Origin of the sequence: Enterococcus cecorum DSM 20682 = ATCC 43198 (assembly GCF_000407565.1) — a bacterium.
GTDB classification, from domain to species: Bacteria; Bacillota; Bacilli; order Lactobacillales; family Enterococcaceae; genus Enterococcus_E; species Enterococcus_E cecorum.
This window is the reverse complement of the sequence record NZ_ASWI01000003.1, coordinates 801,921-824,227: the sequence shown is the minus strand read 5'-3', so window position 1 is coordinate 824,227 and position 22,307 is coordinate 801,921. Positions and strand designations below refer to the sequence as shown.

Annotated in this window: 20 protein-coding genes; 1 reads left to right on the top strand and 19 read right to left on the bottom strand. The window is 34.3% G+C overall.

All coding sequences use genetic code 11. The annotated features are described in order from the left end of the window. Positions 1 to 7 precede the first annotated feature (7 nt). From I567_RS04795 to I567_RS04705, 19 genes are all read right to left on the bottom strand, one after another. Positions 8 to 1,801: a VirD4-like conjugal transfer protein, CD1115 family gene (locus I567_RS04795; RefSeq protein ID WP_018345200.1), complete on the bottom strand. Its 1,794-nt coding sequence runs from the start codon at positions 1,799 to 1,801 to the stop codon at positions 8 to 10. A gap of 2 nt (positions 1,802 to 1,803) precedes the next feature. Beyond that, on the bottom strand, positions 1,804 to 2,295 hold the full coding sequence (locus tag I567_RS04790) for a DUF3801 domain-containing protein (protein WP_016251121.1): 492 nt from the start codon (positions 2,293 to 2,295) through the stop codon (positions 1,804 to 1,806). A 47-nt stretch (positions 2,296 to 2,342) separates the two neighbouring features. Further along, positions 2,343 to 3,611, bottom strand: a complete 1,269-nt coding sequence (locus tag I567_RS04785; RefSeq protein WP_016251120.1) for a hypothetical protein — start codon at positions 3,609 to 3,611, stop codon at positions 2,343 to 2,345. After that, positions 3,612 to 3,905: a hypothetical protein gene (locus I567_RS04780; protein WP_016251119.1), complete on the bottom strand. Its 294-nt coding sequence runs from the start codon at positions 3,903 to 3,905 to the stop codon at positions 3,612 to 3,614. An 11-nt stretch (positions 3,906 to 3,916) separates the two neighbouring features. Further along, positions 3,917 to 4,738, bottom strand: a complete 822-nt coding sequence (locus I567_RS04775; RefSeq protein WP_016251118.1) for a hypothetical protein — start codon at positions 4,736 to 4,738, stop codon at positions 3,917 to 3,919. A gap of 47 nt (positions 4,739 to 4,785) precedes the next feature. Then, positions 4,786 to 7,473: a phage tail tip lysozyme gene (locus I567_RS04770; protein WP_016251117.1), complete on the bottom strand. Its 2,688-nt coding sequence runs from the start codon at positions 7,471 to 7,473 to the stop codon at positions 4,786 to 4,788. A 14-nt stretch (positions 7,474 to 7,487) separates the two neighbouring features. After that, entirely contained in the window at positions 7,488 to 9,872 is a 2,385-nt protein-coding gene (locus I567_RS04765) for a VirB4-like conjugal transfer ATPase, CD1110 family (RefSeq protein ID WP_016251116.1), read from the bottom strand. Continuing rightward, positions 9,826 to 10,182: a PrgI family protein gene (locus I567_RS04760; protein WP_016251115.1), complete on the bottom strand. Its 357-nt coding sequence runs from the start codon at positions 10,180 to 10,182 to the stop codon at positions 9,826 to 9,828. The genes I567_RS04765 and I567_RS04760 overlap by 47 nt, the downstream gene beginning before the upstream one ends. Beyond that, complete coding sequence (locus tag I567_RS04755; protein WP_016251114.1) at positions 10,183 to 11,010, bottom strand: hypothetical protein; 828 nt, start codon at positions 11,008 to 11,010, stop codon at positions 10,183 to 10,185. It lies immediately after the preceding gene. Between the two features lie 16 nt (positions 11,011 to 11,026). Next, positions 11,027 to 11,254, bottom strand: coding sequence for a hypothetical protein (locus I567_RS04750; protein WP_016251113.1), 228 nt, complete (start codon positions 11,252 to 11,254; stop codon positions 11,027 to 11,029). 91 nt (positions 11,255 to 11,345) lie between these two features. Beyond that, a complete protein-coding gene (locus tag I567_RS04745; RefSeq protein WP_016251112.1) occupies positions 11,346 to 12,248 on the bottom strand; it encodes a hypothetical protein in 903 nt (300 codons plus the stop codon). Between the two features lie 32 nt (positions 12,249 to 12,280). Further along, positions 12,281 to 13,294 carry an isopeptide-forming domain-containing fimbrial protein gene (locus I567_RS04740; protein WP_016251111.1) on the bottom strand — a complete coding sequence of 338 codons (1,014 nt, stop codon included), beginning with the start codon at positions 13,292 to 13,294 and terminating at the stop codon, positions 12,281 to 12,283. Between the two features lie 58 nt (positions 13,295 to 13,352). Further along, positions 13,353 to 15,677 (bottom strand): isopeptide-forming domain-containing fimbrial protein, encoded by a 2,325-nt coding sequence (locus tag I567_RS04735; protein WP_016251110.1) that lies wholly within the window; start codon positions 15,675 to 15,677, stop codon positions 13,353 to 13,355. 117 nt (positions 15,678 to 15,794) lie between these two features. Beyond that, the gene (locus I567_RS04730) at positions 15,795 to 16,070 is read right to left on the bottom strand and encodes a hypothetical protein (protein WP_016251109.1); all 276 of its coding nucleotides are present in this window, start codon (positions 16,068 to 16,070) and stop codon (positions 15,795 to 15,797) included. A gap of 460 nt (positions 16,071 to 16,530) precedes the next feature. Further along, positions 16,531 to 19,686 carry a GBS Bsp-like repeat-containing protein gene (locus tag I567_RS04725; RefSeq protein WP_051113130.1) on the bottom strand — a complete coding sequence of 1,052 codons (3,156 nt, stop codon included), beginning with the start codon at positions 19,684 to 19,686 and terminating at the stop codon, positions 16,531 to 16,533. A gap of 108 nt (positions 19,687 to 19,794) precedes the next feature. Then, positions 19,795 to 20,370, bottom strand: coding sequence for a hypothetical protein (locus I567_RS04720; RefSeq protein ID WP_016251106.1), 576 nt, complete (start codon positions 20,368 to 20,370; stop codon positions 19,795 to 19,797). 18 nt (positions 20,371 to 20,388) lie between these two features. Then, positions 20,389 to 20,667 (bottom strand): BRCT domain-containing protein, encoded by a 279-nt coding sequence (locus tag I567_RS04715; RefSeq protein ID WP_016251105.1) that lies wholly within the window; start codon positions 20,665 to 20,667, stop codon positions 20,389 to 20,391. 25 nt (positions 20,668 to 20,692) lie between these two features. Beyond that, positions 20,693 to 21,133: a single-stranded DNA-binding protein gene (ssb, locus tag I567_RS04710; RefSeq protein ID WP_016251104.1), complete on the bottom strand. Its 441-nt coding sequence runs from the start codon at positions 21,131 to 21,133 to the stop codon at positions 20,693 to 20,695. Between the two features lie 20 nt (positions 21,134 to 21,153). Continuing rightward, a complete protein-coding gene (locus tag I567_RS04705; RefSeq protein WP_016251103.1) occupies positions 21,154 to 21,645 on the bottom strand; it encodes a hypothetical protein in 492 nt (163 codons plus the stop codon). A gap of 56 nt (positions 21,646 to 21,701) precedes the next feature. Between I567_RS04705 and I567_RS04700 the strand changes: the two genes are divergently transcribed. Continuing rightward, the gene (locus I567_RS04700) at positions 21,702 to 22,301 is read left to right on the top strand and encodes a hypothetical protein (protein WP_016251102.1); all 600 of its coding nucleotides are present in this window, start codon (positions 21,702 to 21,704) and stop codon (positions 22,299 to 22,301) included. Positions 22,302 to 22,307 lie beyond the last annotated feature (6 nt).

Below are 22,307 nucleotides of genomic sequence, written 5' to 3'. Positions count from 1 at the left end.
TCTACTTTTAAATTGTTTCTGGAATTTCTCCGTGATCCACCATCACCGCTTTGTCTAAAAATTCCTCTACATCATCTTTATAGCGTTTGTAGCGATACCAGTTCTCATCTGTTGGTTTATTGGCTAAATATTGGGCATTTGGATGGTCGAACACGGGGTATTTTTCATCTTTAAAGACAAATTCTTTGGTAATAAATACCAGACACTCGTCACCATTTAATCTACCAATCTCATCTGGAAAAAGTAGTTTTCGACCAGTATAATCCCTATTTTCTGAACCGCCACCTTGCCTACCTTTATTGTGAGAATATTTTCTAGTCCCAATCGTTTGCGAGCCAATACGTTCTGAAAGATATTTAACAGTTGCTTCCTCATCTCCGCCTAAAAATATGACTGTAGCGCATAAGTTAGCCATACTAGCCCAACCATATTTATACATTGTTTTTAGCTGATCTAACGCCTGAAGAAATATGGCAATTGACATATTCCGACTTCTAAATGAAGCTAATGCTTTATCAATATTAGGAATACGTCCAATGTTGGCAAACTCATCAATCCAAAATCTGAAGTGTAAAAGTTGACGATACGCTATTTCACCTGTCAAAACTTTATCTACTTTATCTCTCAATACTTCCATTGCTGTTGAGATAAAAATAGCTGCTAGGAAATTGTAAGAATCCGTTGTTTCAGGAATCGTAACAAAAATTGCCGTCTTTTCTTCATCCCAACTTTCAATATCCATGGTATCATTTCTGACTAACTCAACCACTTGCGAATGGTCAAAGACAGAATATCGAGCAGCCGCGATTCCTAATACACTAGCTCGTGTTTCTGCTTCATACAAATCATTAAACAGTGTCCATTGACGATAAGCATAATTGTTTGGATGACGCTCATTTTGTTCTTCAAACCATTCTTCTACTGGACTAGGTTTATTCTTTTCTCTGCGTTTAACAAACCGCAACATATCTGCCACCATACCAATATGTGGTAAATAATCGTTATCTTGACCATCTATCCACAAAAACGCTAAAAAACTACGAATGAGCAGTCCTTCTGCTTTAATCCAAAAATCTTCCCCCTGGTTATCCGTTTTCTTTGTACCCTCAGTAATCCATTCCAACACTTTATCAATATCTAATTCTGTTTTGATGTATTTGAATACGTTGAAATGGTCACTATTTAACAGTGTATTCAAATCAAAGACTTTAATCTTATAGCCCATTTTTTCTAAAAAAGCGCCACATTCTCTAATTAATAATCCTTTAGGATCGGTAATGAGAAAACTGGCATTGGTTTGTAAGATATTAGGTTTTAACACATTGAAAGTTTTTCCTGAACCAGGGTCACCAATAATCATAAGATTTTTATTTCGTTGAAAAGCTCTAGTAATACGATCATTAAACAAGCCCATCCTAGCAACCTTAGAAAGAATTGTATTATATTCTGGAATCTCATCTGCATATCTTGCCATCTCTTCTTTTTTCGCAAATCTCGCAGATCCATATTCTTCATTTGGTCGATAATACCTAGAATCATTGTTATACGTATAAAAAAGCAAGCCTATGCCTAAGCCAATAAACGACAAATATAAACCTAATAAACTAGGATAAAAAAGTGTCAGCCAATGATTATTTACTAGCATATAGTCCAACATTGATTCCGCAAAGAAAAAATTTACTTGTTCATAAAAAGAATCTCCTGGTAAATGTGACCAAAAATTTCCTGTAGCTGCAAATAGTAAGGCGATACATATAGATAAGACTAGATAAGGTTTAAATTCTTTTTTATAAATTTGCATAGTCATTTTCCCTTCGTTTTTTGAACGCCTTGAATCACGCCTTGATACGTCTTTTGTTGTGCGTATTTCACACGTTCTTCAAAGCTCATTTGTTCAGGACGCTTCAATATCGTCTTTGAAAATTCTTTTGCATTAGAAATAGCCGCTTGATAGAAACGATTCAATGCATTTTTGGCAAGTGCTTCATTTTGTACTTTAAAGAAAAGATTGACGCCAGTTTCAGTTTTTTGGAAAGAAAAAGGTAAACCCTGCTCTTTTAGATAGGCCTTTAATTTATTTAAATCCACTTCTCTTTTTAAATCTAAAGATACTGAGGTTGTTGCGTCTTTGCTATTTAGTAATTGATACAGTTGCGTTTCACCTGTTAAAGTTTGTCTTTTTGCCATCCAATCAGACATGGTTTCACCTGTCAGAATGGTTGCTGCATAAAGCAAGCGTTCTAGCGTTAGTACACCTGGATTAAAGATTTTGTGTACGATATCCTTTTGTTCCATACAAAGTCACCTACTTTCAAAAAAAGAGACCGAAACAAATCGATCTCTTACGCTTTTTTCCTTACTTTTTCGGGAAAGGAAAGGATATTCTTTTCTTTCTTCTGTGCTTCTACCAACTGAATGACGCTTTCATGCCCTTGATTAAAGGTTTGTAAAATCTTTTCAAAATCGGCTTTCAATCCCTTATTCATTTCTTTTTGTCTTAATTGCAATTCCTCCGCTTTTCCTTGTAAAATACGTTCCAGCTGAATAGTTTGTGTCTCATATTCTTTTTGAATCGTTTGAGTGATTTTATCTCTGTACGCTTCTTCAATTTCCACTTCTTTTGCAGCTTGTGTCTTTTTATGCGTCAATTCAAGTTGTTTCAACGCCTCTTGATGACGTCGATTTTCTTCTTCCATTTGTTTTTCAAAATCAGCAGCTAATTCTTTTTGCATAACTTTCAAGTCAATGTTCTTTTGCTTATTTAACTTTTCGCTTACTTGTGCTTCAATCTTATCACGCTGGTCTAGCTCTTTAATTTCCACTAAAATTTTCTGGCGTTCTTCTTCCAGATAATTTTGCACTTTTTCCTGGTAACTCGATTTCACTAAGTCCAAAACTTCTTCCACATCTGTATCCATCATCATTTCATTGGATAGGTCGATTGCAGTAGAAGGCTCTTTGCTACTTAAACTCACACTATCTTCTTTAGTAGCTTCATCTAATACTTTTTTTTGCGTTGTTTCACTTTCTTCTGCAACTTGCACTTCTACTTTTCTACTTGTAGAATCTTCTACCACCGTTTCAGATTGTTGCTTGAGTAGTAATTGTTTTAATTCCTCAATTTCTGCACGTTGACGCTCAATTTCTTTCTGCATAGCATCATGCGGAGAATAAACATTTTTCTCGATAACTTTTGATAGGTCAATAGAAGTAATTGCTTCTTTGCTGCTTAAACTTACACTATCTTCTTTAGTAGCTTCTAATATTTCTTTTTGTGTTGTTTCACTTTCTTCTGTTACTGGAGGTATAGTCAAAATAGACTCATCAAAGGCAATCGGCTTCATACTGTAGAAATTATTGAGAAATTCATCCATATCTACTTCTGATGCCACAGGTAAATGAATGCGTTGCGCATAAATCATTTTTTTCTTATTCCGTTTTTCAAGATATTTAATCGCAACCATGCTTCCCGTTTGTCCAAGCGATTCTAATCTTGCATTTTCACTATCTATAAAATTGATAAAATCCAATGTGCTACTAATTTCATCTAACATGATTCCCTTGACAAAAAGAAATTCAAATTTTTCTTCTGGCTTTTTAAAAAAGAACATCTAAACTCCCTCCTCTGCTAAAGACTGCTCCTGTACTTCTGAATAACTATTCGTATTTTGTGAAGTTGGTGTCAATAACTCCTTCACTCCATCCATTTGTAACAATTCTTTCAGCTGATCCAGATTTAAATCATTTTCTACCATCAAAGCAGCCGTAATTTCATATTCAGTTACTTCTAGTTTTTCCTTCAAGGCGGATAGCTTCTCACTTTCTTTTTCAATGATAGACTCCGAACGTTCGATATCACTCAGTAACTTTTTTCGTTTATTTTCTAGTTTTTCCATTTTATTCATCTGAACACCTCCTACTTACTGCTATCAATAATTGCTTGCATATCCTTATTCTTTGGTTCTTCTGATTTTTGATTTTCTTCATTAGTCGATTTTTCAGGAGTAGAAGTTTCTGTTTTATCAGATTCTGCTGATTTTGATTCTGTGACTTGATTCGATGATTCCTCTTGCTTTGTATCTGAACTTGAGGTTTCAGCGGCTTCTGACGCACTATTTTCCATTAATTGTGTAGGCAATTGGATTCTATCGCTAGGATAGCTATTTTTATCCAATTCTGTAATGTTCTCATCTATTACAATGGGCTTCATTTGATTCACTTTGTAACGACCATCGATTAATTGATACGTAAGCTTTATATTTTGCTGATTAGATTGATTTTTAATGGCTCTTTCATCAGAACCTTTCTTCACTCGCTGTGTATTTTTAAAACTAACCAAACAAACTGCAGTATGATTTTTCTGGTCAATATAAATGGTTGCTTTCTGAAAAACCTGATTGACCACATAGCCTTTGTACGCCTGTTGAATCGGTAATTGCTCTTCCTCCTTGGTTGATTGATAGAGAGAATCTGTCATAAATGGTTTATAACGATTTTGATTCTCTCCTAAATCTTCTTTTGTATAATAAGCAATTAAAAACTTTTGAACTTCAGATTGTGTCAATAAAACATCTTTTTCCTTTTTATTTGTCGTTTTAGTGTGAGTAGAGGTCATTTTCTTTACACCACGATAATATCCCGTACTACTTCCAATCAGAAAAGTAAAAACGAGACCAAAAAGTATTCCTACAATCAATAATATTTTCTTTATGCATTTAATTTTTCTTTCATCCTTCATTAAGCTTTAGCAAAAAGAAGTATTTTCTTCCTGCGTTTCCTCCTCTCTTATTTCAGACCTAAAACAGTTGCTGGATCAATTAATTCATTTTGTGCTAAACTGGTTGATTTTGAAATTTCTAAGTGTAAATGTGCACCTGTACTATTTCCAGTCGAACCGACTAAGCCTATCTTATCGCCCTGATGTACTTCTTGACCAGCATGAACTAAAATCTGTGATTGGTGAGCATACAAGCTAGAACGTCCATCTGGATGTTTAATTTGTACATAGTTGCCCCAACTATAATGATATTCAGCTTTCAATACTACACCATCAGAAATCGCATAAATTGGTGTCCCCATGCTAGCCGCAAAATCTAATCCTCTATGAAACTCAGAAACACCGCCAAAGTTACGCCAACCAAAAGGACTGCTTAGATTAATTACAGTCAAAGGTAAACGATAACTACTTTGGTTGACTGGATTAGAGAAGTAATTAAACCAATAATTAGCCGCTTGTATTCTGTCCGCTAACTTATTATTAGGATTTCCTTCCCACTTATCTAAAAAGTATTTTGTTAAGGCGACTACATCTTTAGCTACTTCACTTTTTCCCACTCGATTCAAATAAGTACGATAAGCAGGAGCGTCAGCATTTGCAATAAAATCCAATTGTAAGTCCATATCGTACCATTTCTTATTCTTTTCTTTGGCGTACATCCGAATCAATGTATTGCGATTGGAACCATCACTTGTATCTGTAAACTGTCCCAATCCAAGTCCACGGTGGATAATCACTGTATTGTTGCCATAGATATCTATGCCACTCATATTTAGCCAATTATCGTCATCCCATGAAGTGGCGGTGGCACCAACTGGAGGATTGAGAAAAGCCCCTTCTGCACTTTTTGGATTAATGCCTGATTCAATTTGCCAATTACCTAAAATAGCCGCAATTCCTTCTTTGGTAAAGCCTAATTTTGAAAAGTAGTTAAAGATATATTTGGCGCGACTGGCAATATCTGCTCCAGGTGTAGCTAAATCACTGCTTAATATGGTTTGTTGCACATAAGTTACTTTTGGAAAATAGAAAGCTGGATTCACATAAAACCATTCTTTCTTAATATTGTCATATTTTTCATAATATATCTGAATGGTATTCTCCTTTACTCTTCCTATTCTTTCTCCCACTTTTATTTTTGATTTTCTAAACAATTCTGTTAGACCCTTTATTTTCAGTCGATAAGTGTTCGTTTGTGTAATTTGTATGCCATCTTCAAATGTTTTCATCTCCCCATCAATAGGAGCTTCAAGATATTGTTTAGAGGGTGTAGACACTTCAACACCTTCAAATAATTCTTCTTTATTTGATACCTTCTCATACCCAAATCTTCTACTTATTGTTAGCTGATCGGTAGTATAGGGAAATTCTAATAAATCTTCTAAGCCTACATACCTAGATTCTTTAGATAATGCATACAACTCTTTTTCATCTTCAGAAAAAGCATACTCTTTCTTTTTGATTAAATCATCCATCGTATGCAAACGATAATCAGGATCACTGCCATTCAAATCAGACCATAATTTATCTAAATATTGACGATATGTTTGTAACGGTACTCTTGATTCAGATAATTCATAGTCATCAAATTTAATATTCATAAAAAACATGATTTCGTCAATATTCGTAAAGAATTGATTGTTTTCATCTGTATGTTTGGCATCGATTTCAGTCACATAACTCCAAGAATCAGTCAACGCACGTTCTTCTTGCACAATCACTGGACGAGAAGAACTCATAAGCAACCCAAAAAAGAATAGCAACACCAACATACAAACAAAGAGTATCCATGTAGCGGGTTGAGTGGCTAACGTAAAAACAACATCTACTAATTGCTTCTTACCTGAAAATAGGTCCTTGATCAAAGAAAAACCTTGTTGTGCTTTTTTTGCTTTTTTTGCTTGTGCATATCGATTGATAAATTGCTGATAATTTTTCAAACGTTGCTTTTGATGTAGCTTTCTCGCTTTCTTTATGCTTTCAGGCGTTCGTTCAAATCCTCTTCCTCTCATCATGTTGTACATTCGATTACTTAAACCATAAGAATGACTAGCTAGATTTCTTACTAATCTAATGCTTTGATGACCGACTCGATAGACCAGGTTCATTTCTCTTTTCAGACGTTTTACCTGATAATAGGTATGAACAGCTTCGTTTAACGTATCGTCTTGTGAAATTGAATCAAGCACTTTGTTTTTTGCTTGAAAAACAGCTATGTTCACCGGATGAATAGGATCTCTTAATTTAGCCGTTTTCAAACGTTTTTTCGATAACTTCACTTGATAAGCCGCCAACTGTTCTTTTGTTCGATAATAGGAAAGAACAGTTGGTGCTTGTTTTTTTGAACTTAAAACTTGATTTAACTGCTTTCTACGCAGATATAATCGTTGTTTGCTATCGAACAGCTCTTTTTTTGCAACCTGTTTAACCTTATAGCTTTTCTTAAATCGATCCATTTTTCTTTGCTTTTTCGCTGACTGTTTCATTTGAAGTTTTTGAAATTGTAAACTACTTGAAAAAGCATTTTCTGTTGAAGGAATACTTTGTTTTGCTTTGACCTCGTAGTCTTTACGATTTCCATGATTGAGTTGAAAGGAGGAACGCTGCAACGAATTTTTTTGGTGTAATCTATATTTCAGTGATTTTGATTCACTTTGCCGAACAAAAACCATTTTACGCATTAGTTGCTTAGTCATTCTCCACTCCTCCTTTATGCGTCGGTATTCATCATAATAAACAGCTGCGTGTTTTTAGGAATCGGATTTTCGAATGGTACAGTAATTCCACCTGCTGATATAAGTCCCGTACCTTGTGGTGCACGATCATTAATATATTTAATAAGTTTAGGCGTTAAATGAATGACCTCTTGCAAGCGTGTAATATCCCCAATTTTCTGTCTCAACAAGATTAAAAATTCGCTATTACTAATCATTTTTCTTCCAGCAGAGCTATCAAGTAAAGTAGAAACATTTTGCGTAATGCCTGTTGGAATCGCCCCATATTTTCGTACACGACTCCACAATGCCATAAACCACTGTGCATTGGATTCTGTATCAAAATTCAACTGTAACTCATCAAAATACAATCGAGTAGTGCGTTTTCCTTGTGATTCCACGATTTGTTTCCAAATGGTGTCTAAAATCACTTTCATAGCAAATGGCTTCAAACGTTCATCTAATTTCTTGATATTAAATACAACCAATCTTGAATTTAAATCTACATTCGTTGCATGTGCAAAAATGTCTTGCGAACCAATCGTATACGGTTCAACTTTCAAAGCTAAATGCTTAGCAGTTGATTCTGTTTCTTTCGATAATACTTGGTACCAATCGACCAAGGTTGGAATCTGCCCATGATACATTTGATATGTTTTTCTAGTAACTCTATCAATTATAGAAGCCTCTTCATCTGTATATTCTTTTAATAAAGATTCAAATAAATTAGAAAGTAGGTTTGCTTTTTCTTTAATCAAATCTACTCTTCTATCTTCTTGATCTAACAAAGATTCATCGGGTAAATCTAAAATGTTTAAGTGGTGTGTCGTCCCCGTAGAAATATCCAAAATTTGCGCTCCTAACTCTCTAGCTAAAACCAAATACTCTGACTCTGGATCGACCACAATCATTCGATCTTCAGGGTATCTTAAAAATGTGCTAAGCATTTCCCATTTCGTTGCCATAGACTTTCCAGAACCTGAAGTTCCCAAAATCAAACCAGACGGAGTAATTAAATCTTTTTTACGATTAATCGTAATCATATTATTGGTCATCTGGTTTCGACCATAAAATTGTCCAGCTTTAGATTGCAATTCCACATTTGAAAATGGAATCTGAGTCACTACGTTTGCCGTAGTCATGTCTCTCATGTAATTCATCTCGACATCTAAATAAGGTTTGCCAATAGGTAAAATCGTATTTAAAGCTTCTTCCTGCCTATCTTCAATGATTTCTGGTTCTACAGACCAGGTATGACAAACATCCTCTAAATCATGTACTGCCTCTAGCAAAGATTGTTCTGTATCAGCTATTACGATCATCGAAAAAATACCGGAAAAGAGTTTTTGTCCATTATCTTTAATTTCCTTCATTAATTCTTGCGCAGACCGTTTAATTTCAGCTGCAGCTCCTGAAATGTATTCTTCAGGAAGCCCTTCTTTGAAATTTTGTTTAATTTGTTTTTCCACTTCTAATCGATTCAACACTTGTTTCGTTTTAATCATTTTCTTTGCTTGTACCATATCATAAGGTCTTGCATGGATACTAATCATAATTTCATAACCAGCCTGACATAATTCTTTAATCAACCGATCTTCTAAATATTTAGGGTATTGACGAATATAAAGAATACTGGCAAATTTATCTCCCAAGTAAAAGTACGGTTTATTTCTTGGGAACCGAAGATGGCTAGGCGCAATAAAAGCTTTGCTAGTTAATCCTGAAAAAACAATATCTTGATAAGTCGTTGTAAAATATCGTTTAGGACGTAATATACTTGCCATTACCCGTAATCTTTGAATACCGTCACACGTTTCCATAGGTAAATCTACGCCATTATTGACGAATCTATTTTGAAAATTTTTAATGGTCGTATTCAATGAACGATTGGCTGTTGCCACATCCTTCGCCTTTGTCGAAAAGATAGCATACTTTTCCACTACAAAATTCTTTGCATCTTTTTCATACTGATTTTGAATAATCTGATTGATTTCCTCTCGATAGGTATCTAAGGAATCACCACGATAATCTAAGAACGTATCTTCAAAAAAATTATCCTCTAGTGGTTTGTTATGGATAAAAAGTTGATACCGACCGTTTTTATCTAGGGTATTTAATGCTTCTGCATAACTCATTACCGTCATTAATTGGTCTTCCTCTGTTGCAACTTCGTAATTAATTTCTCCTAACTTCACCATCCTAGAATATTCATCTTCAACAATGTGCATAACGCCATTTTCAAATTGACTCGTATATTTAAAATAAGCTTGTGTTGAAGGCTGTGTATTTTCTAAAATCCGTTCTTTTTTCTTCTTTGAAACAGTTTCTTTCTGTTTAGAAATCATCGGTTTCGCTAACATTTTTTTGTTGAACAAATTCATTTTTGGCATACCTCCTTATTTGTCCTGAATAATAATAAGCATTTTGATATAAAAATAGTGTTCTCAATTTTCGTTTGATTTCATCCGCTTTTCCAATCATTACAAGTACTGGATATAATCCAAAAATTAGCCAACAAATTAAAACAAGAATAATGAGTAAAGCTAAATCTTGTATGAAAAAAACGGATAGGCTAATCAACACAACTGACAAAATTAAAGAAAGCCCTGCCTTTAATTGACGATAAGTAATTCCCCAAACTTTCTTTTCTACTTTAGACATATCTTTATAGAATTCTGAATTTACCGCCATTTAATTCACCCCCAACAATCGCTTAGAGAGTCCTTGCGTACCAATCAAACAAAAAATGATAGCACCTTGTTTAATAATAAGCAGAATCAACTTTGTTAATGCCAATGAAATTACTAAGGTCCCTCCACCTAGATTTGCTCCAAAAAGTAGTGGAGAATAATTTTTCATCAATTGAATATCAGCTGCACCTAAAATTGCAACTAGACCTAATGTGATAATAATCAGTATTCCCTGCAAAACACAGGCAGCAATGCTTTTCATAAAATTAATGGCGATAGATTTCGTTTCGTCGTGCATATAACCAACCACTAATAAAGGACCTATTGCCTTGTATATATATAATTGGATAGCACGTAAATAAACGAGTAAATACGCAATTAAAGTGGTTAAAGCCATCATCACGTTAGTAATCAATATAAAGAAAAAGACGATTGGCTTCATCCAAAAGGAAATCTTTTCCGAGAGTAACGAAGAAAAATCAGACGCCTGCTTGACGTCAGCATAAGTAAAGGCATTAGCAGCCCATTTATTTGCTTCTCCACCAACCCAAAGTATGCCATCTAATATATAAGAAATACTCATCATCAAACACCAAGCGATTAAATATTTTATCGCTATATTGATAAGAACTTCTACATTCATCCCTCCTTCTTCTCGTTGAAAATGCTTATTCACTTCTGCCAACTGAAGCAAAAACATTGTAAATAAGATAAAACTCCCAATCACTTGAAAGGAAATCGTAATCGTATCCATCACATGATAGGCTAAGGGACTATATTTTTCTAAAGATTGGGAGAGTTGTTTCACAATTTCATTTGAAGGATTCATGATTTCCCCTCCTACTTTAGAATTGAATGTTAGATAGTAAGCCACTTACATAAGCAATCATGCCTGCACAGACACCAATAATTACGCCATTGACAACAACAGCTGAAATCGCTTTGTTTAAATCACGTGGATCTTCTGTTTCTAGTGCATTCTTTAGCTTATAGATACTATAAACTAGACCTACTCCACAAGAAATAGTAATGATTGCTCCAATAATGATTAATACTTTTTGTAATGGTTCCATAAAACCATACCCCCTTATAAATATTGATTAAAAACGGACATCTATAACAATAAATGCCCGTTTTAAGTTCAAGTAGTGCTTATTAATTTTTCTACTTTTTATTTATGATTTTTTTAAAAGTTTTGTATAGCTTCTTCCGATACAATAAAGCGAGTGCAGCCACTAAAATACCGCCACCTAAATAAGGCAACGAAGCAAGGACTTGCGTACCAGCCTTAGGTAAAAAGCTTTCTGTTTCTTTCTTAGGTGTTTCTTTTGTTTTTTCTGGTGCAGCTGGTTCTTCAGTGATCTCCACCGTCACTGGATTGGTTGGATATTCGTTATCATCAATTAGTAATATCCCTTGATTTTTAAGCAATAATTGGTGTTTATTACCTAATTCTAAATCTGGCTTCACTTGTACATTCATACGCCAAATAAGCTTTTGGTTATACCATTCATTAACTTTTTCTGGTTGTTCTTCTGTCGCTTTGATTGTCCAGGTCACTGTATGTGTTGCTTGGTCATAAACCAATTCGCCCGATTTTGTCACATCTGCTTCCTTACCATCTTTATCAACTAAAAAGATAGAGGATTTTTGATAGATAAATCCTGGTTCTAACGGATCCTTTAAAGTTAATGTTTTGGGTGTTTTGTTCCATGTTCCTGTTTCAAAATCCAATTCGAACTGCACATTATCGCCTTTTTGTCGGTTTAGTTTCTTCAAAAATTTTTCTTCATCTTTTTTCGATTTTCGCTCTTTGTCCTGTTTTTTAGAGCTATCTTCTTCAACTGTCATATCACTTGTACTTTCCGTGGATTCCGTACTTGTGGTCGTAGTTTCTGTACTTGTACTTGATTTTGTCTCAGAAGTAGTAGAGAAAGTAGTAGATGAAGTAGTAATGGTTTCAGTACTAGTAGAAGGCGAAGCAGCCGTCTCCGCAAACACATAGGTTGAAGCTAACAAAATACTACTAATAATTGTTGCAGAAAACGCAAATTGTTTAAAATTCACGGTATCGTCACCTCCTTTTTTCTAAATACCCTTTATTTAGACTGATCTGGTTTCACAATAAATTTACTTGCTTGTGGGTTTGATTCTGGTGGTGTCACCGTTACTGGTGGGGTTGGATTGTTGCCATCATTAATCTTCAAATTAGCAGAGTTTGGAATTACCACTACCCCTTTGTCATTCGCAAAGTCTTTTACTTTGTAAGTGTTCTTAATATAGGCTTTTAATTCAACAGTCAATTTATGACCTTTCCATTCTGTCGGAACCTTTGGTACCCACTTCATGGTTGATGTAGCCTTATCAATGGTTAAAGTACCTTTACTAGTCACATCAGATTTGCCTTCTTTAACTACAGCTTTCACTGGTTCAAGCACATCTGGCATATCATCCACAATTTCTAATTTATCCACTTTACGGTTTGTAGGGATTGTTACATCAATTTCATACGTGAATTGTTTTTCGTAATCAATATTAAGTGTTTTCTTTCCTTCAACTGTCTTGTTGATATTTGGTGTTACTGTCTTAGGTAATTCTTCGATTACAGGAGGTGTGTTTGTGGTTTTGTCATCTTGAATCATTTGACCTACGTTAGGAATACGAGGAATCCCTTCTTTATCTTCGTATTTAGAAAAGTCAACATTTTCTCGAACTAACGCAGTAATTTCAAGATACAAACGACGATTATAGAAATCATTTGCCGTACCAGGAGACCAGGTAATTAATCCCGTCTTTTCATTGAGTGATAACGTTCCTTTTCCAGTAACGTCATTACCATCTTTATCGTAAATAGTAGCTGATTTAGCTTGTAGTACAGATTCTAATTGGTCACGTAACACCAATTTATTCATTGGCACCGTACCAGTATCAAATTGAAGTCGATAAGTAATTGTCTTACCTTCTTTTGTCGTGTCTGATTTAACTAATTGAACATCTGTACTCATCTTTTTTGCTTCTTGAGTAGCTGCTTGAGCCGTCATCAATTGACTTCCAGCAAAACTTCCAATAAATGCTAAGGAAATTAGCCCTGAAACAATTTTCTTTTTATTCATGTAAAATCATCCTTTCTGAAATAAAAGAAGCACCCACAGTCTTGTAAGTGCCTCTTTTTTATTTTTTCACAATAAATTTATCAGCAGTAGGTTGTTTCACTTCAGGTACAACGACTACTTTATCTGATGGTAAATCTTTTCCATCAATCACAATGTGTGCTTGGTTTGGAATACGATAAGTGTTACTTGCCTTATCTAAATAAGGAATCACTTTTTTATTCATGCTAAACTTCGCTTTAAGTCCAATCACTAAAGTTTTTGATCGCCAATCATTAGGATTCTTTGCAGTCCATGTAAATGTATTATTTGCTAGACTTAATGTGCCTTGACTCGTAACATCTTTACCGTTATTTGCCACTACAGCTTCTTGCAAGGCAAGCGGAGCTTCAAGTTTATCCTTTAAGACTAAACTTGTCATTGGTTTGTTACCGACATTAGCCGTGATTCGATAAACTACATTCTGTCCATCTGCAATACTTGATTCTTTTACTTCAGTAGTACCTTTCAAAATAGACTTAGTAATTCCTGTTGTAATTGTTCTAGGTGTAACGTATACTTCATTGGATTTTACCGTATCAAAATTCGTAATTAAAGTAGAATGATTTGGAATACGTGTTTTTTGATAATCATCACGAACACGAACTGTCACATCTGTATACCAAGTTTTCCCTAAGTATTCCTTGATATTCGCAGCATTTACTTGATAGCTTAGTTGCTGCTTGTTTGAAGTAGAGAGTCGTTTCCATTGATCCGTGACTTCCCGATTATCCTTCATGAACCGTACACTTTGTAATTCAAAATCAGGTTCTAACAAATCATCAATCTGTACTTTGGTAGTGTTAGGATTTTGGTTTAAAGTATGATACAAGCGGAAGGTCACGGTATTTTCATTGGTTCCTAGTGTTTTTTCTGTCACTTCTTGATTACCTGAATGAATGACCTTCTTCTCTTTATTCTTTTCATACCCAGGCGTTTCAACGGTATTCCCTTCAAACGGTTGATTGTTGATAATCACTTTTGAAGGATTGACAATCACTTTACCATCTCCAATATTATCTTTCACACGAGTTTTGAACACAACTTTATATTTTTCGCCTAACTCATACTTAAAGCCATTCTCTAGATAATCCGCACTAAATTTAAATGTAGCCGTATGTTTGGCACTATCATAGCTAAAAGTCCCTGCTTTGGATGTAATATCTTCACCACTCATGGTGGTCACCTTCCCACCAAGGTATTCAAGCTCTTTAGGAAGCTTATCAATTACTTCATAACGAGAGTATTTTTGTACCATCTGCGTACCTAATTCAGAAACACCAATTGTGAATGGATAATTGACCTTTTGCCCTGGGGAAAATACAGTAACTTTATTTCCACTCAAATCTACAGCTTGTTTTTGTGGTGGAGTTGGCGGCGTGCTTAACAAACCACTAGAATAAGTATTCCAAATTGGCCATCCTTCTTCACCGATGATTCTAAATTCTTGTTCTGTGCCTGATAACTGGAACGAAACGCTGTTACGACTAAAATCCAAGGCACCTAGACGGTCTGTAAAATCATTAGAATTCCCTGCCCACGCATGGAATGTTTCACCACCGCGAACCGCTTTATAAGTTACATTCGTGTCTTTAGTTAGATATGTTTTAAGAGAGGGGTCTGGATTGGTGTATTTAACTCCTTCACTTAATGGTAGTTTTTTATGATAGTTCAAAGAGTTAAAAGTCAAATATGAGTTTTTATCCATGGTTATTGGTCGTTTGGTTTCAGAATCATAAAAAGTCAATGTTGTACTAAATTCTTTTAAATTTGCGAAAACATAGCCCTCAAAAAGATTCCCACTGATTTGAAGTACACTATAATTTGAACCTCCCCAAGATTGATTAAATGATTCATAAGGTGGATAAGCGCCCCCTTCAGGAGCAAGTGCAGCATCTCTAAAATAGAAATTAGAATACGTAACTTCTACATCTACTGGTTTTCCCTTAAATAAGCCGACATGACCATGATAGGTTTTAATCCAATCTGAGGGTTTTGGGGCTTTAATTAGATAAGAATACGCTGGTTTTTCCCCCGACATATTATGCCACTTGGTTTGACTTAAATTGTTAGGCTTATTCAAGTTAATAAAATCCCAGCCATATCCAGTATGTCCTGTAACTTTCCAAGTTCTTAATCTACTACTATCAATATTAGTCTTAAAATCAAAACGTGTTAGTTCAGGATTTTTTTGAATCAGAATTGAATTTGCTTCGCTAAAGACACTTGTGTTAGGATCCACTTTAATCACATCTGCTTGTGCTTTATGCCCGAAAGGGGATATCATTGCCAACGTTGTAATTAAAGTTGTAGCCAGAATCAACGTCTTTGAGAAGATTTTCTTCATTATGTTTTGCCTCCTTTTCTCTATAATTTTTCATGTGAAACTATTCTGTAGGACTTCGTACACGCTTCATCTCTATCAACTCCTCTAAATTTTTATGTACAAAAAAAGCCTATCTTTTCAGATACGCCGCTCCAGCTTTTTTAATTTTTTATTATCTATCAATATTCCCTTTCTCAAACAAAATAATATCCATGAATATTGTCTATACTTCTCTCTAATACCAGCTTTGAAAGCTCTATACTGACCTTCTGTGGTTCGTTCTCCGAGAAACTCTATTTTTCTTCTAAAAACAAAACTATCACTCAAAGCTTCTTCTGCAGCTTGTTCAGAAAAATACACTTCTAAGTCAATAAATCTCCCATTATCATTTTCACAAATAACGTATACATCCATTTTCATCAACCTCTCTAATTATGTTTAGAATCAATAGAAAATACTAACAATTCCAATAAAATTTGGAAAATTAAAAATTCTACCAATATGTATATTAAACTAGCCACAATTCCATAATGAGCAAATACATGCCAAATCATGTTCTTCCGCCTCCTTGAAGGTCATTTCTCTTATCATAATTTTCAGGATAAAACATTTTCGGTGTCAACGCCTCCCCAACAACCAAAATATTTTTTCTGAAATTATTAAAATTCATGCCTTGATTCATTAAAGGATTTCTTCACTTTTTTACTTTTAATATCATATTTTCCTCCAATCTTATACAAAACAAAAAGCACATCATTTTTCCTGAAATCCAGGGCTTTGATGTGCTTTGTTTCTATTTTATTCGATTTTCACTAGTTCCTATCCTAGGTAGAATTAATGAACAACCTATGATAATGTAAAATACATTTATTTGCTATTCAGCTAGTTCAGGATGTACATATTCACCTCCAGAAGCAATTGACTCATCTCGATCATTTACAAAGATTTGTACTCCGTAATACGTATATCCATAATACCCTTTATTTTTATCATTCTCTTTTCTTGATATTCCTACAGAAACCCATTTAACATCTGAATCATCACTTAATATAGCCGCTTTATGTGATGGACTTCCCATCCAACTCTTGACTAAATCATCAGCAATTTGTGTTTCGTTTTTATACTCACCAAAATTAATCTGATCTTGAGTTCCTGCCAAAATCTCTTGTATATAAGAATGTTCATCAATAATAAAATCAGGATATTTTTCTCTAATAGCCGTATCAAATGTAGTTCCATTCGGACGTGTATGAGAGTAACTTATTAATAATTCTCGTGCAAGTAAATCTGTAACTACATCAAATTTTTTGTCATATATTCTTGACTTCAATCCACGTTTCGCTCTCTCTAAATTAGTTAATCTAAATACCTCTGATTTAATTTTTTCAACATCTAGTTCTCTAACTTGTGGTTCCTCTGTTTTACCAGGTTGTTCTGTTGGCTTAGTAGGTTCTGCCGTAGTTCCAGTATTTGTATTACCTTGTTGGTTATTATCAGACTTCCCTGGTTGTTCAGTAGGTTTTGGTTGCTCTTGAATTGGCTTAGTTAAGTCCGTTTCTCCTAAACTGATTGCGGTATTGCTACCATCTGGATGCCATAAATAAACATGACTCGTATAGTTTCCACGATTATTCTTATGATTTTTAATATTCACATGAACAATATAGCTACCATCTGATTGTTTAGTTGCTTTATACCATACTAAATCGCTTTGGTTTGCTGTAGACCAAGTTGGCACTTCTACTCTAGCAAAGCCTTGTTGAGAGGCAGCTTGAATCACAACATCATAACTACCAGCTTCCTTATTGACATTCTTAATTTGGGCTTTTAGTGTATCTGGAATGGCAGGTAAATTTGTATTGTTTAATGCAATAGCTGTTTGTTGTCCTCGATTATTATACATATATACATGTGTCATATAAGTACCACGGCGGTTTTTGTGATTCTTGATATTCATGTGAACCACATAGCTACCATCCGCTTGTTTTTGCGCTTTGTACCACACTAAATCACTTTGATTTGGTGTTGACCAAATTGGGACTTTAACTTCACGAACACCAAATTGAGAACTTGAATTAACTACAATATCATACGTACCGTTTTGTTGATTTACGTTTTTAATTGCTGCACTCAATTGGTCTTTAATACCTTGAATATTAGTTTGTCCTAAATTAATCGCCATTTCTGTACCATTATTTTTCCATGCATAAACATGAGTCGTGTAATTACCTGTATGGTACTTGTGATTTTTAATATTCATATGAACCACATAGGTACCGTCTGCTTGTTTTTTCGCAGGATACCATACTAGGTCACTCTGATTTGCTTTAGACCAAATTGGCACACTAACTTGTTTGATACCTGCGCCTGATTTTGCTTGGACAACGACATCATAAGTACCTGCTTTGGCATTCACATTTTTGATTCCAGCTTTTAGTTGTTCAGATTCGCTTTGAACGTTGGTTTGACCAAGACTAATCGCATGTACTCCTTGATTTTTGGTATACATATAAACGTGTGTCGTATAGTTACCCACATTGTACTTGTGATTTTTAATATTCATATGCACAATATAAGTGCCATCTGCTTGTTTCTTCGCAGGGTACCATACTAAATCACTTTGATCCTTCGACCAAATCGGCACACTCACGCTATCGACTGCCCCGCCAATATGGTCTTTAACAATGACATCATAAGTACCTGTTTTACTATTAACGTTTTTAATTTCTGCGCTTAATACATTATTTAGTTTGGTTTCCCCTGCACTAATTGCTTTAACTGTGCCTCGATTACTATAGGCATAAACGTGAGAAATATAAGTACCACGGTGGTTTTTGTGATTTCTGACATTCATTCGCAATTTATAACTACCATTCGCTTGTTTTTGGGCTTTATACCAAACGATATCACTTTGGTCTTGTGCTGACCAAGTTGGAACATATACTTCACGAATCCCACCTTGAGCATTGGCTTGAATCGAAACATCATAGGTTCCTTCTTGTTGATTCACATTAGTTATATTCGCCTTTAATTCATCAGGACTACCAGGAATATTGGTTTGTCCTAAATTAATCGCCATTTCTGTACCATTATTTTTCCATGCATAAACATGAGTCGTGTAATTACCTGTATGGTACTTGTGATTTTTAATATTCATATGAACCACATAGGTACCGTCTGCTTGTTTTTTCGCAGGATACCATACTAGGTCACTCTGATTTGCTTTAGACCAAATTGGCACACTAACTTGTTTGATACCTGCACCTGATTTTGCTTGGACAACGACATCATAAGTACCTGCTTTGGCATTCACATTTTTGATTCCAGCTTTTAATTGTTCAGATTCGCTTTGAACGTTGGTTTGACCAAGACTAATCGCATGTACTCCTTGATTTTTGGTATACATATAAACGTGTGTCGTATAGTTACCCACATTGTACTTGTGATTTTTAATATTCATATGCACAATATAGGTGCCATCTGCTTGTTTCTTCGCAGGGTACCATACTAAATCACTTTGATCCTTCGACCAAATCGGCACACTCACGCTATCGACTGCCCCGCCAATATGGTCTTTAACAACCACATCATAAGTACCTACTTTAGTATTCACGTTTTTGATTTCTGCACTTAATACATTGTTAAGTTTGGTTTGTCCGGCATTCAGTCCTTCTACTTGCCCATTTTTGCTATAAATATAAATATGTGTGGTATAATTGCCACGATGATTTTTATGATTCTTTGTATTCATTCGTACCTTCCAAACACCTTTTCCCTGATGTTTAGCTTTATACCAAACAATATCGCTTTGGTTTTTTGTAGACCAAATGGGTACACTTACTTCACGAATACCGTCAATTCCCATTTCATCTGTTGTAGCACGAATCGTCACATTATACGTGCCTTCCTGTTGATTGACATTATCAATGATTCCATACGAATGAATTGCTGCTTCTACTTCTTGGTTAGCTGCAAATCCCAATAATACAGACGTACAGACTAACGCAACCCCAACTTTCCACTTTTTCATAATCATTCAATCTCCTTTCGTATTATTTATTTCAATGATTCTGAAAGTGTTTACTATTACAGTATTTATTTTAGCAAATTTTCCTTTAAAAAACCACTATTCAAAAAATTAAAACATTCCTTCTTTTCGTAATGCTACATAGCTTTCAAGCGTTTCTTCTAGATTTTCTGGTGCAATTTGAAACTCTTGGAAGTACTTTCCAACTTCAGTGATTGTCACTGTATTTTTTTGACTAAAAAATGCCATAGGTATTAATAAAACATATGGATTTTTTAATTCTGCTTCTTTTTCACTCTCTAAAAAAGCACAAATGAAATCTTGTTTTCCTTTCACTCGAATAGTCCATTGTTTACTTTTAGAACGATACATTAACGAACTGTACTTTACATCAACCGTCACATTTTTAAAGTAAAAATCATAGATTGGATTGTTCTTTTGAAAATTTGTATTTGCGTCTATTGCTCCTGGTACGTATTTTTGAAACAATTCTTCTGCCATGCCACCTAATCTCGCTGCACGACTACCGTAATTTATCTTATCTTGTATCTTCAGTACCCCGCTTTTTAGTAATCTGACATGCGCAATATATACTGGCAACCCACTTTCTTGTACTGCTTGATGAAAGTCCCCACATTCTAAGTAAATTTCCACAATATCTTGTTTAGTCATTGTTTCAACATCCATCTATTTTCCTCCTCGTATTTAAAGATAAATCATTTCTAAAAAAATATCTTCATTAATGATTTTTAGGTCCGAACCTTGCGCAAGTAGCTGATCTGCCATTTTGCGTTTACGTGTTACTTTTTCTGGCTCAAATAAACTTAGTTGATAATTTCCAGTAACTAAATAATCTGTATTGCCATTGACAAAATGTTGCACAATCCCATGTAAGTTCATTACTTTATCTTCTGCTTCATTCCGCTTCATCGATATCAAGGTACCTGTAAATGCAAATCGTTTGCCTTTTACTGTATTTTTCATTTCCACTTACCTCCTCATCAAAAGGTTAAAAGGGTAAATCATCCATAGTATAATTTTCATCAGTCATATAGGATGGTACTGTTTCTTCCAAATTTTGATTGTCTAAAAAGGATTGTTGTTTTGTTGCTTTTCTAGACTGCATTTGTTCCTTTGTTTCTAAAAATTGTACTTCATTAACGACTATTTCAGTCACATACACACGCTGACCTTGTTGATTTTCATAATTACGTGTCTGAATACGTCCTTCGCAGGCAATCAAGCTCCCTTTTACAAGGTGATTAGCGATTGTTTCGGCTAATTTCCGCCAAACAATACACTGAATAAAATCAGTTTGTCTCTCGCCGTTACCATCACTAAAATTACGTTGAACAGCCAAAGTAAAACTTGCAACTGCTATTCCTTGTGACGTATATCTTAACTCAGGATCTTTTGTTAACCGACCAATAAGTTGAACATGATTCAGCATGATTATCATTCCTTTCTTTTCTATTTCTTCCTATCATTACTTTGAATGACTATATCTTTTAAATCTTGAAGGCATTTCTTTTGAATCGTGCTAGGAGCACTTAATTTTGTTATATAGCTAAATATATCCTTTAATCTAACTTTCCAATTTGCTGGACGATTATAGTCTAATTGTTCTAACACGTTAATATATCCCTCTAAATTCAAATCCACAACATTCATTTGATTGAGTGCAACTATTTTTTTTGCAATTATTTTCATTGCGTGGTTATAAGAAATATTGCCTGTCATTAATATAATGCAATCAAGAAGTGTTTCATAATCTGGAAAGTCTTGAAATAATAAATTAGAATAAGCAGCTACTCTATCTCCATAAATCACGCTAATTTCCTTAGATTTTTCGGGAATTTGAGAAAAATCCTGTCCAACCATCATACTTACGATTCGATAAGGAATTTTTCCATAAGGAACTTTAGTTAAATACGTGACTAAATGTGTCTCTTTTTCATTCATCTGGTTAGCTTCCTTTCAAAATTTTTTAATGATATAATTATTCAGAGGTGATTTACTTGAATAATAGTGAAAAAATTTTATCCAAATTTATATTGCCGTTTGCAAAACAAGAATTAGCTGTTACTAATTTTCTTATATTCGCTATACTATGGTTACGTTTATTTCCTAATTCAAATTATTTTCTCCAGTCTATAGAAAATAAATATAAATTATTTCATCAATTGGATAGCTGGCTGCATATTCAATTCATCTATGATAACGGCATATTTATTTTATTTTCACTAATTGGATTCTATATCCTACATGTATTGATTAAATCACTAGTGCTCTTTTCTATCAATCCAATATATGCTTCACAGGGAACAATTACCCACATAAGCCCTTATATTAAGTATTTTAGTCTATTGCTTGTTCTTATTTCGAATTATAAGCAAACATCTTTTTTAAAATACTTTCTTTCCCATTTAGCGATTACTGAAAGATTTTATCCAGGATACCTTCTATCGTTTATCCTTATTTATTTCTATTATCCTGAGTTTTTAAATTTAAAATCTGCTATTCAAGGTATAGAAAATTTGAAGCATAAAACAGGAGTCATATTTTTTAGTTATTTAGTTCTATGTTTATTAAGTTTTATTATATTTGCCCTAAAGTAAAATAAT

Bases quoted from the DNA above. Each gene is read 5' to 3' on its own strand.
- I567_RS04795 (WP_018345200.1), bottom strand. From the start codon at position 1,801: ATGCAAATTTATAAAAAAGAATTTAAACCTTATCTAGTCTTATCTATA.
- I567_RS04790 (WP_016251121.1), bottom strand. From the start codon at position 2,295: ATGGAACAAAAGGATATCGTACACAAAATCTTTAATCCAGGTGTACTA.
- I567_RS04785 (WP_016251120.1), bottom strand. From the start codon at position 3,611: ATGTTCTTTTTTAAAAAGCCAGAAGAAAAATTTGAATTTCTTTTTGTC.
- I567_RS04780 (WP_016251119.1), bottom strand. From the start codon at position 3,905: ATGAATAAAATGGAAAAACTAGAAAATAAACGAAAAAAGTTACTGAGT.
- I567_RS04775 (WP_016251118.1), bottom strand. From the start codon at position 4,738: ATGAAGGATGAAAGAAAAATTAAATGCATAAAGAAAATATTATTGATT.
- I567_RS04770 (WP_016251117.1), bottom strand. From the start codon at position 7,473: ATGACTAAGCAACTAATGCGTAAAATGGTTTTTGTTCGGCAAAGTGAA.
- I567_RS04765 (WP_016251116.1), bottom strand. From the start codon at position 9,872: ATGAATTTGTTCAACAAAAAAATGTTAGCGAAACCGATGATTTCTAAA.
- I567_RS04760 (WP_016251115.1), bottom strand. From the start codon at position 10,182: ATGGCGGTAAATTCAGAATTCTATAAAGATATGTCTAAAGTAGAAAAG.
- I567_RS04755 (WP_016251114.1), bottom strand. From the start codon at position 11,010: ATGAATCCTTCAAATGAAATTGTGAAACAACTCTCCCAATCTTTAGAA.
- I567_RS04750 (WP_016251113.1), bottom strand. From the start codon at position 11,254: ATGGAACCATTACAAAAAGTATTAATCATTATTGGAGCAATCATTACT.
- I567_RS04740 (WP_016251111.1), bottom strand. From the start codon at position 13,294: ATGAATAAAAAGAAAATTGTTTCAGGGCTAATTTCCTTAGCATTTATT.
- I567_RS04735 (WP_016251110.1), bottom strand. From the start codon at position 15,677: ATGAAGAAAATCTTCTCAAAGACGTTGATTCTGGCTACAACTTTAATT.
- I567_RS04730 (WP_016251109.1), bottom strand. From the start codon at position 16,070: ATGGATGTATACGTTATTTGTGAAAATGATAATGGGAGATTTATTGAC.
- I567_RS04725 (WP_051113130.1), bottom strand. From the start codon at position 19,686: ATGAAAAAGTGGAAAGTTGGGGTTGCGTTAGTCTGTACGTCTGTATTA.
- I567_RS04720 (WP_016251106.1), bottom strand. From the start codon at position 20,370: ATGGATGTTGAAACAATGACTAAACAAGATATTGTGGAAATTTACTTA.
- I567_RS04715 (WP_016251105.1), bottom strand. From the start codon at position 20,667: ATGAAAAATACAGTAAAAGGCAAACGATTTGCATTTACAGGTACCTTG.
- ssb (WP_016251104.1), bottom strand. From the start codon at position 21,133: ATGCTGAATCATGTTCAACTTATTGGTCGGTTAACAAAAGATCCTGAG.
- I567_RS04705 (WP_016251103.1), bottom strand. From the start codon at position 21,645: ATGAATGAAAAAGAGACACATTTAGTCACGTATTTAACTAAAGTTCCT.